We start from the raw sequence: 12,978 nt of genomic DNA on the forward strand, positions 1-12,978 counted from the left end.
CGGTTGGGGGCAGGGTGAGTAGGGGCGTCAGGCGGCGGTGGGGGTCCAGGCGCTGCCGGTCGCGGCGGAGGTCTCCACTGCGGCCAGCACGCGCTGGACGTGCAGGCCGTCGGCGAACGACGGCTCGGGGTCGGCGCCGCCGGTCACCGCATCGACGAAGTCCTTGATCTGGTGGCTGAAGGCGTGCTCGTAGCCGATCGCGTGGCCGGTGGGCCACCAGTTCGCCATGTAGGGATGCTCGGGCTCGGTCACGATGATCCGCGTGAAGCCCTGCTCCCCCGCCGGCGCGGTGGCGTCGTAGAACTGCAGCTCGTTCATGGCCTCCAGGTCGAAGGCGATCGCGCCGCGGGAGCCACTGAGCTCGATCCGCAGCGAGTTCTTGCGGCCGGTCGCATAGCGGGTCGCCTCGAACGCGCCGATCGCGCCCGCCGCCGCTCCACCGTCGAGCCGCGCGGTGAACCAGGCGGCGTCGTCCACGGTCACCCGTCCGCGCTCGGCGGAGGCCGTGCCGGAGAGCCCCACGGTCTCGCCGAGCAGCGGCCGCTCCTCCACGAACGTGGCGAGGGTGCCGGAGACCGAGTCGAGCCGGGAGCCGGTCAGGTGCTCGACCAGGTCGATCGCGTGCGCGCCGATGTCCCCCAGGGAGCCGGAGCCTGCGGCCTCCTTGTCGAGCCGCCACGTCATCGGCCCGTTCTCGTCGGTCAGCCAGTCCTGCAGGTAGAGCGCGCGCACCTGGCGGATCGCGCCGAGCCGGCCCTCCTGCACGAGGCGCCTGGCGTAGCCGATCGCCGGGACCCGACGATAGCTGAAGCCCACCATCGAGCGGACGCCGCGGGAGGCCGCGCGTTCGGCGGCGGCGACCATCGCCTCCGCCTCGGCCACGGTGTTGGCGAGCGGCTTCTCGCAGAGCACGTGCTTGCCGGCGTCCAGCGCGGCGATCGCGATCTCGGCGTGGGAGGCGCCGGGCGAGCAGATGTCGATCACGTCGATGGCCGGGTCCTCGACGACGCGACGCCAGTCGGTCTCGGCGCGCTGCCAGCCGAACTTGCGGCGGGCGCCCTCCACGCGGTCGGGGTCGCGTCCCACGATCGCGGCCATGACCGGCTCGGCGGCCAGGTCGAAGAACCGCGGAGCCACCCGCCAGCCCTGCGAGTGGGCAGCGCCCATGAAGCCGTAGCCGACCATCGCCACCCGCAGCTCCCGTGCCGGTGAAGTCATCCGTCCCGCTCCTTCGCGTCGTGCGTGCTGTTTCGGTGTCCGTGCGTGACGCTAACCGGCCGCGAGGCACCACGCAAGTTTCGGCCGTTGCTTGGAAAACTTTCTACTACCGTCGCTCAGCGAGCGGCCGGCGCCGCCGTCGAATCGCGCACGACCAGGGAGGTCGCCAGCTCCAGCCGGGTGTTCTCCACCTCGCCGGCGCGCAGGCGCAGTGCGGTGCGCGTCGCGACCTCGGCCATCTCCTGCAACGGCTGACGCACGGTCGTCAGGGCCGGCCGCGCCCAGGACGCCGGCGCCACGTCGTCGAAACCGACGACGGACACGTCGCCCGGCACGTCCAGCCCGAGCGCGAACGCCGCATCCATCACGCCGAGCGCCTGCAGGTCGTTGCCGCAGACGATCGCGGTCGGGCGGTCAGCACGGTCGAGCAGGCGGCGACCTTCCCGCACTCCGTCCGCGCGACCGAACTCGCCGACGCCGGCGAGCGCCGGGTCGGCCCGGAGCCCGGCCTCGGCGAGCGCGGACTGGTATCCGCCGACCCGTGCGCGGGAGCACATCAGGTCGGGCGGCCCGGAGACGACCGCGATCCGCTCGTGGCCGAGGTCGATCAGGTGCCGCGTCGCCGTGACCCCGCCCGCCCAGTTGGTCGCGCCGATCGCCGGGACGTCCGGCGGCGGGTCGCCCGCCGGGTCCACGACGACGAACGGGATGTTGCGCGTGCGCAGCCGCTGCCGGTGCTCGGCCGTCAGATTCGAGAACTGCAGGATCACCGCGACCGGCTTCCTGCTGAGCACGCCGGAGATCCAGTCCCGGCCGGGCTCGAGATGGTCGCCGAGCGCGGAGAGGGCGAGCACGAAGCCGGCCTCCCGCGTGATCCGCTCGACACCCCGGATGATCTCGACCGACCACTCGCTGACCAGATCCGTGACCACCAGCTCGACCAGCCCTCCGCGCTCCGGGAGGACGCCGCGGCGCGCATAGCCGGAGTCGTTCAGCAGCTCCTCGACGCGCGCGCGGGTCGGCGCCGAGACACCCGGGCGCCCGTTCAGGACCTTCGACACGGTGGAGAGCGACACCGCCGCCTGCCGCGCGATCGCCTCCAGCGTCGGACGGCTCGGCGCAACGGTCGGTTCAGGCATGCAGACACTGTGCCACAATGTCGGCCAGGCTTTCGCGTTGTCCCGCGAAACTTCCACACTCGCCCTCCCGAGGAGACCAATGCCGCTCACCGACCTCACCCTCCCCGAACTGATCGACTTCCGCCCGGAGGTCGAGGAGCCCACCGACTTCGACGCGTTCTGGGAAGCGACGATCGCGGAGTCTCGCGCGGCCGGGGGCGAGCCGGTGCTGGCGCCGGCGAACACCCCGGTCACGCAACTGATCGTGGAGGACCTGACCTTCCCCGGCTTCGGCGGCGAACCGGTGCGCGCCTGGGTGTCGCGCCCGCTGCACGCCGACGGCCCACTGCCGGCGGTCGTGCAGTACCAGGGTTACGGCGGCGGCCGCGGCCTCGCCGGCGAGAACGTCGACTGGGCGCTCGCCGGCTACGTGCACGTCTTCATGGACACCCGCGGCCAGGGCAGCGGGTGGGGCACGGGAGGCGCGACCGCCGACCCGCACGGTTCCGGGCCCGCCACCCCGGGCTTCATGACCCGCGGCATCCACGACCCGCGCGAGCACTACTACCGCCGGGTGTTCGCCGACGCGGTGCGAGCGGTCGACGCCGCCCGCGCCCTCCCGTTCGTCGACCCGGCGCGGATCGCCGTGACCGGCGGCAGCCAGGGCGGCGGGATCGCCCTGGCCGCAGGCGCGCTGGCGGATGTCCAGGCGGTGCTGCCGGATGTCGCGTTCCTCTGCGCGTACCGCCGTGGCGCGGAGGTCGCGGCCGGCGGCCCGTTCCAGGAGCTGACGACCTACCTGGCGGTGCACCGCGACCAGGTGGACGCGGCCTTCCACACGCTGTCGTACCTCGACGGCGTGAACTTCGCCCGCCGCATCCAGGCGCCTGCGCTGTTCTCGGTCGCGCTGATGGACACGGTGGTGCCGCCGTCCACGACGTTCGCGGCGTACAACCACCTGGCGGCGGAGGACCGCACGATCGAGGTGTACCCGTTCAACGACCACGAGGGCGGCCAGGCGGCGCACTGGCAGAAGCAGGCGGCGTGGCTGGCGTCGCGGATGTGAGCCCTCGGCAGCCGGCGCGGAGTGGCGCTCGGGCGTCGGTCCTGGTATAAGTTTATCGAAACAACAAATCACCGACGACGCTGAAGGAACCTTCCATGAGCCTCACCCCCACCCGCGCCGACAAGTTCTCGTTCGGTCTGTGGACCATCGGCTACAACGGCACCGACCCGTTCGGCGGCCCGACCCGCCCCCAGCTCGACGTGGTGGAGGCGGTGACCAAGCTCAGCGAGCTCGGCGCCTACGGCCTCACCTTCCACGACGACGACCTCTTCGCCTTCGGCTCGACCGACGCCGAGCGCCAGAAGCAGATCGACCGCCTCAAGCAGGTGCTCGCAGACACCGGTGTCATCGTGCCGATGGTCACCACCAACCTGTTCAGCGCGCCGGTCTTCAAGGACGGCGGCTTCACCTCCAACGACCGCGCCGTCCGCCGCTTCGCGCTGCGCAAGGTGCTCCGCAACCTCGACCTGGCCGCCGAGCTCGGCGCCAAGACGTTCGTCATGTGGGGCGGCCGCGAGGGCGCCGAGTACGACTCGGCCAAGAATATCCAGGCGGCGCTCGAGCGCTACCGGGAGGCCGTCAACCTGCTGGGCGACTACGTCACCGACAAGGGCTACGACATCCGCTTCGCGATCGAGCCGAAGCCGAACGAGCCGCGCGGCGACATCCTGCTGCCGACCGTGGGCCACGCCCTCGCTTTCATCAACTCGCTGGAGCGCCCCGAGCTCGTCGGCCTCAACCCCGAGGTCGGCCACGAGCAGATGGCGGGCCTGAACTTCGCCGCCGGCATCGCCCAGGCGCTGTACCACGGCAAGCTCTACCACATCGACCTCAACGGCCAGCGCGGCATCAAGTACGACCAGGACCTCGTGTTCGGCCACGGCGACCTCCAGAACGCCTTCGCGCTCGTCGACCTGCTCGAGCACGGCGGCCCCAACGGCGGCCAGGCCTACGACGGCCCGCGCCACTTCGACTACAAGCCGTCGCGCACCGAGGACATCACGGGCGTGTGGGACTCGGCCGCCGCGAACATGCGCACCTACCTGCTGCTGAAGGAGCGGGCGCAGGCGTTCCGCGCCGACCCCGAGGTGCAGGCGGCACTGGAGGCCTCGCGCGTGAACGAGCTGTCGCAGTCGACCCTGGGCGCCGGCGAGAGCTACGACGACCTGCTCGCCGACCGAAGCGCGTACGAGGACTTCGACGCGAGCGCCTACTTCGGCGCCAAGGGCTTCGGCTTCGTGCGCCTGCAGCAGCTCGCCCTCGAGCACCTGCTCGGGGCCCGCGGCTGACCGGACCCATCCTTCGCCGAGGGGCACGTGAACGCCGTCATCCAGCAGTTTTGAGGGCGTACACGTGCCCCTCGATCGATTAATCCCGGAGAAGTGAGGAACGCAGGTGACGTTGGTTGCGGGAGTCGACTCGTCGACGCAGAGCTGCAAGGTGGTCGTGCGCGACCTGGAGACCGGGGCGCTCGTGCGCTCCGGCCGGGCCGTGCACCCGGACGGCACGGAGGTCGACCCGGCCGCCTGGTGGAGCGCGCTGCAGGAGGCGTTGGAGGCCGCGGGCGGCCTCGCCGACGTGGCCGCGATCTCCATCGCCGGCCAGCAGCACGGCATGGTGGTGCTCGACGCGGAGGGCCGCGTCATCCGCGACGCGCTGCTCTGGAACGACACCCGCAGCGCCCAGGCGGCGCGCGACCTGATCGACGAGGTCGGCGCTGGGGCGTACGCCGCGCGGGTCGGAGTGGTGCCGGTGGCCTCCTTCACCGCGACCAAGCTGCGCTGGCTGCGCGACGCCGAGCCGGCGAACGCGGCACGCGTCGCCGCGGTCGCCCTCCCCCACGACTGGCTGACCTGGCGACTGCTGGGTTACGGCCCCGCGGACGAGAGCCCCCTCGGCCCGGAGCTGGAGGCCCTGACGACGGACCGGTCGGATGCGAGCGGGACGGCATACTGGAGCGCGGCATCCGGGGCATACGACGTCGAGCTGTTCGAGCGGGCGCTGGGACGTGCGGGGCGGGAGGCCGGTACGACCTCCACCTCGGCCGACGCCGTCATCCTCCCCCGCGTGCTGGGCCCGGCGGACGTCGCCGGCCGCACCCCGGACGGCGTCCTCGTCGGCCCGGGCGCGGGCGACAACGCGAGCGCGGCTCTCGGCCTGGGCGCAGCGGACGGCGACGTGGTCGTGTCCATCGGCACCAGCGGCACCGTGTTCGCCGTGACCGACGCCCCCATCGCGGACGCGACCGGGACCGTCGCCGGCTTCGCCGACGCGAGCGGCCTCAGCCTCCCCCTCATCGCGACGCTCAATGCGGCCCGCGTGCTGAGCTCCGTCGCCGGCCTGCTCTCGGTGGACTTCGACGCCCTCGCCGAGCTCGCCCTGTCCGTGGAGCCCGGTGCGGAGGGCGTCGTGCTGGTGCCGTACTTCGAGGGCGAACGGACGCCGAACCTCCCGGACGCCACAGCCAGCCTCCACGGGCTCACCATCGCGAGCACGCGCCCGGCGACCTTCGCGCGCGCGGCCATCGAGGGGATGCTGTGCGGTCTCGCCGACGGGCTCGACGCCGTGCGCGCGGTCGGCGTGCGGGAGAAGCGCATCGTGCTGATCGGCGGGGCGGCGCAGAACCGGGCTGTCGCGGCGATCGCGGCACAGGTGTTCGACGCGCCGGTCGTCGTGCCGGCGCCGGGCGAGTACGTCGCCGATGGCGGAGCCGTGCAGGCGGCGTGGGCGCTGACCGGTGAGCGGCCGTCGTGGACCGTGGCGGCGGCGGCGCCGCTGGCGGTGGACACGCGCACGGTGATCCGGGAGCAGCGCCGGCAGTACCTGTAGGCGGTCGCCCCCGGAGGACCTCCCGTCGGCGACCGGCCGAAAAAGCGGTCAGCGGAGGAGATCGGCGCGCGGAACGGGCCGGTTTCCTCCGTTGACTGTTGTCAGCGCCGGCCAGCGGGGAATCTCCTCCGTTGCCAGCAGCGGCGAAGCCGCGCGCGAGCGCGGCGCCGGCCGCCGACGCCCAGCGCAGCGGGTCCGCGATGGCGGCGGCCGAGCCTCCGGCGAGCTCGGACAGCGACGCCACGCCGGCGAACCCGCGTGGCTCGGCCGCGATCGAGCCGGCGGCCAGGAGCGCGGGGATCCGGGCTGCCCGGGCCAGGCCCGCGACATACTCCGCGACCTTGCCCGCCGCCGACTGGTCGTCATAGCGTCCCTCCCCCGTCACCACCGCATCCGCCGAGGCCACGACCGTGGGCAGGCTCAGCGCCTCGCCGACGGCGGCCGAGCCCGGCGCCATCGCGGCTCCCCAGGCGAGCAGCCCGAAGCCGGTCCCGCCCGCAGCGCCCGCACCGGGTGCGAAGGGATCCACGGCGACCCCGGACTCATGGAGCACGTCCGCGAATCGGGCGAGCCCGGCCTCCAGCACGGGCACGTCCGTCGGACCGGCGCCCTTCTGCGGCCCGAACACCGAGGCCGCCCCCCGAGGTCCGAGCAGCGGGCTGGTCACGTCGCTCAGAACGCGCGCACCTCCTGCGGGACGCGCCCTCAGCGACCCCAGTTCGGCCCGGTCGAGGGCGGCGAGGCCGCGGTTCCCCGGCGCGATGGCGGTTCCGGCCGCAGTCAGCAACCGCGCCCCGAGCGCCGTCAGCATCCCGGCTCCCCCGTCCGTGGAGGCGCTCCCGCCGATCGCGAGCAGCAGCCCCGTCGCCCCCGCGTCGAGCGCCGCCGCGATGGCCTGGCCGAATCCGGTCGTCTGCGCGTCGAAGGGCGCGAGCGCCGGCATCAGCCCGATCCCGCTGGTCTCGGCCAGTTCGACGACGGCGGTTCCGTCGGGCAGCAGGAGCCAGCTCGCGTCCCGCGCAGCGCCGTCCGGTCCGGTCACGCGCACGGACCGCCGGGTGGACCCGGGCACGGCGACCTCGAACGCGTCGAGAGTGCCCTCGCCTCCGTCGGCCATCGGCGCGAGGACGATGTCGTCGTCCGGGCGGACCGACGACCATCCCGCCGCGAGCGCGGACGTCACCTCGGTCGCGGTCGCGGTGCCCTTGAAGGAGTCGGGGGCGAAGACGACGGTGCTCATCCCCACAGGCTGGCACAGATCACCGGGCGCCACGGCTCGCGAACGACGGACTCGCCCGTCCCGGCTCTGGCACCGCGCCCCCGACCGGACGAAGATGTCCGCATGAACGCACCAGTACCTCCACGGCTATGATCCCCACCGCCCGCCGGGTCCAGGCCGTCTACCTCACACTCCTCCTCGGTAACACCCTCGCCGCGTCGTTCATCTGGGGCATCAACACGCTCTTCCTCCTCGACGCCGGGCTGACCAACTTCGAGGCCTTCGCCGCGAACGCGTTCTTCACGGCCGGGATGGTCATCTTCGAGATCCCCACCGGGGTCGTCGCCGACACGATCGGGCGCCGCGCGTCCTACCTGCTCGGCACGATCACCCTGTCCCTCTCGACTGTGCTCTACTGGCTGCTCTGGCTGTGGCACGCGCCGTTCTTCTGGTGGGCGGTGGCCTCCATGCTGCTCGGGCTCGGTTTCACCTTCTTCTCCGGCGCGACGGACGCGTGGCTGGTCGACGCGCTCGCGGCGACGGAGTACACGGGGAGCCTGGAGTCCGTCTTCGGTCGCGCGCTCGTGGTCACCGGGGTGGCGATGTTCGCCGGGTCCGTGCTGGGCGGGGTGATCGCGCAGGCGACGAACCTCGGGGTGCCGTTCCTGCTGCGCGCCGGGGTGCTCATACTGATGTTCGTGTTCGCGTTCGTCACGATGCGCGACATCGGTTTCACCCCGGACAAGTCGATGGGACCGTGGCGGGCGACCAGGAACGTCCTCGCCCAGTCGATCGAGCACGGGATGCGGAAGCGCTCTGTGCGATACGTCATCCTGTCGGCGCCGTTCGCGTCCGGGGTCGGGATCTACGCCTTCTACGCCCTCCAGCCGTACCTGCTCGAACTGTACGGCGACCCGAAGGCGTACTCGGTCGCCGGGCTCGCGGCGGCCATCCTGTCGCTCGCGCAGGTGGCGGGCGGCATCCTGGCGCCGCGGCTCCGGCGCCTGTTCGCCAAGCGGACGACGACGATCATCGGAGCGTCGCTCACCAGCATCGTCATCCTGGTGGCGATGGGACTGACGGCGTTCTTCTGGTTCGCGGTGGTCCTGCTGGTGATCTGGGGGTTCGTCTTCGCGGTGGCGGGGCCGGTGCGGCAGGCGTACGTGAACGACATGATCCCGTCGAAGCAGCGCGCGACCGTGCTGTCGTTCGACTCGCTGTTCGGAAGCCTCGGCGGTGTGGTGATCCAGCCGGCGCTCGGACGTGCGGCCGACCTGTGGGGGTACGGGACGTCGCTCGTCATCGGCGGGGCGATCGAGCTGATCGGGATCCCGTTCCTGCTGGCGAGCCGGCGGCAGGGCGATCCGTCGGACTCGGCGGGGGTGCGTGGCGAGGCCGGGGAGGCCGAGGCGGCGCCCTCCGCTCCCTGACCGACCGCCTCTGTCGTCACAGGGGTCGCAACACGCCGGTATGCCCGCCGATTGACGGCATGTTGCGACCCCTGTTCGATCCCTGACGGGTCAGCGGCGGACGATCCGGCCGCCGCACATCCACGCGGCCAGGCACAGCACCCCGTTCACGGCGAACACGCCCGCGAACGCCGTCGGCGACGCAGCTCCGCCGAGCGCCGAGAAGGCGATCGCCGTCGTCGCCAGGGCGATGGCCGAGCCGGTGGAATCCGCGATCGATAGGGCCGAGCTGTTGAAGCCCTGGTCGGCGGGAGTCGAGTACTCCAGGGTGAGGACGCCGAGGCGCGGGTAGAGGATCCCCATCCCGGCGCCCGCGAACGCCCAGCCGACCACGACGAGCACCGGGGAGGCGCCGGTCAGCGCGGTCACCAGCAGCGACGCGATCGCGATGGTCAGTCCGAGCGCGCCGAGCCGGGCCGCGAGACGGTGGCCGATGGCCGGGAACCGGCCCTGCGCCCAGGAGGCCGCAGCCCAGCTCAGGCCCGCGGCGGTCAGCGCGAGGCCCGCGACGGCCGGCGACGCACCGTACTGCGTGACCATCAGCAGCGGGACGTAGACCTCCGCCGAGAAGAACGTCCCCGCGACGATCGCCCGCAGCAGGACGACGCTCGGGAGGCCTCGGCGCGCCAGCAGCGTGCCCGCCGGGATCAGCGGCCGGAGCGCGGCGATCGCGCCGGTGGCGGCGAACACCGGGACCAGCCACTGAACGGGTCCGCGCGCCTCGGCGGCGAGCGTGAGAGCGAGGACGGCGACGGCCACGAGCGTGGCCAGTCCGGCGCGAGCCAGCTCGCGCCGACCTCCCGCCGGCCGCTGATCGGGCGCGTGCAGGCCGCGCATCGCGGGCACGACCATCAGCATCGCGAGGACGACCAGGGCCACGACGCCGAGGAAGACCCACCGCCACCCGACCGTCTCGGCGACAGCGCCCGCGATCACGGGCCCGATCAGCGAGGGGATCACCCACGCGGCCGCGAAGCCGGCGAAGATGCGGGCGTGCAGCCGCGGCGGGTAGACGCGTGCGACGATCACATAGAGCGCGACGGTGAGCGCACCGCCGCCGAGCCCGTGGACGAGGCGGCCGGTGACGAAGAGCGCCATCGTCGGGGCGAGCCCGGCCAGGATGAGGCCGACCGCGAACAGCCCGACCGACGTGAACAGGACGGTGCGCGGGTTGCCGCGGTCGCACCAGCTGCCGGCGACGACCATGCCGACGACTCCTACGGCCAGCGGCCCGGCGAACGCGAAGGCGTACAGTCCGGCGCCGTCGAGCTGGTGGCTGACGGTGGGCATGATCGTCGTCACCGCCAGCGCCTCGAAGGCCGCCAGGGTGACGAGCAGGCACATGCCGATGCTCACCCAGCGGTAGCGCGGCGCGAGCACCCCTCCGGCTTGGCGAGGCGCCCGGGCGCGACCGTGGGGCCCCCGTCCGTGCTCATCCTCCGAGCCTACGACCACCCGGGGACAGCGGCCGAGCAACTGCCGAGTACGCAGATTGTCTGCGTACTCGGCGGTTCAGCCCGGAGCGGGGGCGGTGGAGGCGCGCACGATCAACACGGGGAGGAGGCTCGCCGGCACCGGCTCCTCGCCGCCCTCGATCTCGGCGACCAGGCGTTCGACGCTGCGGCGGCCGAGCTCGGTGAAGTCCTGCAGCACCGTGGTCAGCGGCGGCCAGAAGTGGGCGGCCTCCGGGATGTCGTCGAAGCCGACGACGCTCAGGTCCTCCGGGATGCGGCGACCGGCCTCCCGGGCGGCGTGGTAGACCCCGAGCGCCATCTGGTCGTTCGACGCGAAGACCGCGGTCGTCGCCGGGTCGCGGACGACCGACTGCGCGGAGCGGTACCCGGACTCGGCCGACCAATCGCCCTCCAGCAGCGCGGGCACCGGGAGGCCGGCGGCCTCCATTTCGGACGCGTACCCTGCCGTGCGCGCCTGCGCCTCGAACCAGGCCAGCGGGCCGGTGAGGTGGACGATCCGACGGTGCCCGAGGCCGATCAGGTGCGCGGTCGCAGCGCGGGCGCCGGCCTCTTGATCGACCGTGAGCTCGCGCGCGACGTACTCCGAGCCGCCCTGCAGGGTCACGTAGGGGACGGCGAGGCGAGCGCTCGAGATGTGCTCGAGCACCAGGTCCTGCGGTGCGATCACGATGATGCCCTCCACCGCCTGGGCGAGTAGGTGGTCGAGCGCCGCGGCGATCCCGGCGTCGGTCAGCTCGGGGATCTGGGCGACGGCGAGGTAGTAGCCGGCCTCGCGTGCGGCGCCTTGCACCGCGTTGATGCTGGACACCGGTCCGTAGAGCGCCGCGGCGGTCGTGGAGAGCACGCCGAGGGTGCGGGACCGGGCGGTGACGAGGGCCCGCGCGGCACGGTTCGGCCGGTACTGGAGCTGCTCCATCGCGGCGAGGACCCGCTGCCGCGTGGACTCCCGGATGCTGGGGTGGTCGTTGATGACCCGCGAGACCGTCTGGTGCGAGACACCCGCGAGCTGTGCGACGTCTCGGATGCTCGCAGCGCGTTGCGCGGGGTCGTGGGTCACGCGCCTATTATCCGGGACGCGATGGGCTGTCGGGGACGGGATGGGCTGTCCGGGACGGGATGGGCTGTCCGGGACGGGATGGGCTGTCCGGGACGGGATGGGTCGGGTGCGCGGGTCGGGCTCAGTCGGCCGAGGCCCGAGTGGGCGACTTCCGCCGCGACCTCCACCGGCCCAGCACTCCCACCAGGGTCGCGATGAGTGCGATCCCGGCCGGGAACACCAGGTGCCAGCCTGCCAGCACCAGGAGACCCGCCGCGAACACGACCGACAGCACCGCCATCCACCACCCCGGAGAGCGGGTCGGCAGCAGGACGATCGCGCTGGCGACGCCGAGGCCGTAGACGGCAGCAGCGATGCTGGTGTGCACCAGGATGTACGGCTGGAGGTCGCCGCCGGCCAGCACCACCACCGAGTAGAGCGCCATGACCACCGCCGACAGCAGCAGCCCACGGCGCGCCACCGCGCCGTTCTCGGCGCCGCGGCCGAACCAGGCGGGGAGGTCGCCGTCGCGGCCCATCGCGGCGCCCAGCTTGCTGAACGCGGCGAGGTAGGCGTTGAAGACGCCCGTGACGACGATGGCGGCGATGACCGCCACGACGATCCCGCCGCCGGAGCCCGTCGCGACCGAGACGAGGTCGAGCAGCGGCACCGCCGACGTGGAGGCGCGGCCGCCCAGTACCGCGACGGTCACGGTCTGGATCGCGAGGTAGGCGACCGACACGATCACCAGGGCCAGGGCGGTCGCGCGCGGGATGTCGCGCCGCGGGTTGCGGAACTCGCCGCCGATCCCGGCCACGGCCTCCCACCCGGCGAACGCCCAGATGTAGAGGCTCATCGCGAGCCCGACGCCCGACCAGCCGTGCGGAAGCGGGGACTGGAGGTTCTCGGCGCGCGCGTGCGGCGCGGCGGCGGCGAGGACGAAGACGAGCACGGCAATGAGCGCCCCGGAGAGCACGAGCTGCACGGACGCGGCGAAGCGGACGCCGAACGCCGTCACCGCGACGGGCACGACCATCAGGGCGATCGCGATCACGATCGTCTGCGCGGCGTCGCCGCCGATCACCGCCACGACGTAGCGCGCGGTCATCAGCGCGGCGATGGGAGCGCCGATCGGGGTGCCGAAGAAGAACCAGTAGCTGACGATCCGCGCGGAGGTCGGGCCGAACGCGCGGCGTGCGAACGTCGCGACGCCTCCGGCGTCGGGGTGGCGGCGGGCCAGCGCGGCGAACGTCGCGGCCAACGGGATGGAGATGAGCGCGAGGGCGGCGACCGCGAGGATGGCGCCCGGCCCGGCCGCGGCGGCGGCGAGCGCGGGGAGGACGAGGATTCCGGTGCCGAGGACCGCCGCGACGTAGAGCGCGGTTCCGCCGGCGACGCCGAGATGTCCGCGGTGCTCGACGGCCTGCGCCGGGGGGACGCGAGTGGTCGAGGGCGCGCTTTCCGTCACTGGTCCATCCTGGCGTGGACGACCGACATCCGCCGTCCATCGGCGGCCAGCGATCGGCTATCCGCCGCCAATCCCCGCCC

9 protein-coding genes and 1 pseudogene are annotated in these 12,978 nt (G+C 73.0%); 4 read left to right on the top strand and 6 right to left on the bottom strand.

Features of this window, described 5'->3' with window-relative positions:
• Nucleotides 1-27: 27 nt before the first annotated feature.
• Together ACRAWC_RS07130 and ACRAWC_RS07135 are read right to left on the bottom strand one after the other, a co-directional pair.
• On the bottom strand, nucleotides 28-1,218 hold the full coding sequence (locus ACRAWC_RS07130; protein WP_431347107.1) for a Gfo/Idh/MocA family protein: 1,191 nt from the start codon (nucleotides 1,216-1,218) through the stop codon (nucleotides 28-30).
• A gap of 116 nt (nucleotides 1,219-1,334) precedes the next feature.
• Nucleotides 1,335-2,357: a LacI family DNA-binding transcriptional regulator gene (locus ACRAWC_RS07135; RefSeq protein ID WP_431347108.1), complete on the bottom strand. Its 1,023-nt coding sequence runs from the start codon at nucleotides 2,355-2,357 to the stop codon at nucleotides 1,335-1,337.
• A gap of 79 nt (nucleotides 2,358-2,436) precedes the next feature.
• Between ACRAWC_RS07135 and ACRAWC_RS07140 the strand changes: the two genes are divergently transcribed.
• The 3 genes from ACRAWC_RS07140 to xylB all read left to right on the top strand — a co-directional run bounded on the left by ACRAWC_RS07140 (nucleotide 2,437) and on the right by xylB (nucleotide 6,231).
• The gene (locus ACRAWC_RS07140; RefSeq protein WP_431347109.1) at nucleotides 2,437-3,402 is read left to right on the top strand and encodes an acetylxylan esterase; all 966 of its coding nucleotides are present in this window, start codon (nucleotides 2,437-2,439) and stop codon (nucleotides 3,400-3,402) included.
• Nucleotides 3,403-3,497: 95 nt separating this feature from the next.
• The gene (xylA, locus tag ACRAWC_RS07145) at nucleotides 3,498-4,691 is read left to right on the top strand and encodes a xylose isomerase (protein WP_431347110.1); all 1,194 of its coding nucleotides are present in this window, start codon (nucleotides 3,498-3,500) and stop codon (nucleotides 4,689-4,691) included.
• A 106-nt stretch (nucleotides 4,692-4,797) separates the two neighbouring features.
• The gene (xylB, locus tag ACRAWC_RS07150; protein WP_431347111.1) at nucleotides 4,798-6,231 is read left to right on the top strand and encodes a xylulokinase; all 1,434 of its coding nucleotides are present in this window, start codon (nucleotides 4,798-4,800) and stop codon (nucleotides 6,229-6,231) included.
• Between the two features lie 145 nt (nucleotides 6,232-6,376).
• Here the strand turns inward: xylB and ACRAWC_RS07155 are convergent.
• Nucleotides 6,377-7,471 (bottom strand): annotated as a pseudogene (locus ACRAWC_RS07155) (glycerate kinase); the annotation flags it as partial.
• 128 nt (nucleotides 7,472-7,599) lie between these two features.
• On the opposite strand from ACRAWC_RS07155, the gene ACRAWC_RS07160 reads away from it, so the two are divergent.
• Entirely contained in the window at nucleotides 7,600-8,880 is a 1,281-nt protein-coding gene (locus ACRAWC_RS07160) for an MFS transporter (protein WP_431347112.1), read from the top strand.
• A 90-nt stretch (nucleotides 8,881-8,970) separates the two neighbouring features.
• Here the strand turns inward: ACRAWC_RS07160 and ACRAWC_RS07165 are convergent, their stop codons facing one another.
• The 3 genes from ACRAWC_RS07165 to ACRAWC_RS07175 form a co-directional block, all read right to left on the bottom strand.
• Complete coding sequence (locus tag ACRAWC_RS07165) at nucleotides 8,971-10,263, bottom strand: MFS transporter (protein WP_431349384.1); 1,293 nt, start codon at nucleotides 10,261-10,263, stop codon at nucleotides 8,971-8,973.
• A 168-nt stretch (nucleotides 10,264-10,431) separates the two neighbouring features.
• A complete protein-coding gene (locus ACRAWC_RS07170) occupies nucleotides 10,432-11,451 on the bottom strand; it encodes a LacI family DNA-binding transcriptional regulator (protein WP_431347113.1) in 1,020 nt (339 codons plus the stop codon).
• A 121-nt stretch (nucleotides 11,452-11,572) separates the two neighbouring features.
• Nucleotides 11,573-12,898: an APC family permease gene (locus ACRAWC_RS07175; RefSeq protein ID WP_431347114.1), complete on the bottom strand. Its 1,326-nt coding sequence runs from the start codon at nucleotides 12,896-12,898 to the stop codon at nucleotides 11,573-11,575.
• Nucleotides 12,899-12,978 lie beyond the last annotated feature (80 nt).

The sequence above is a fragment of the Leifsonia sp. L25 genome (assembly GCF_050632895.1).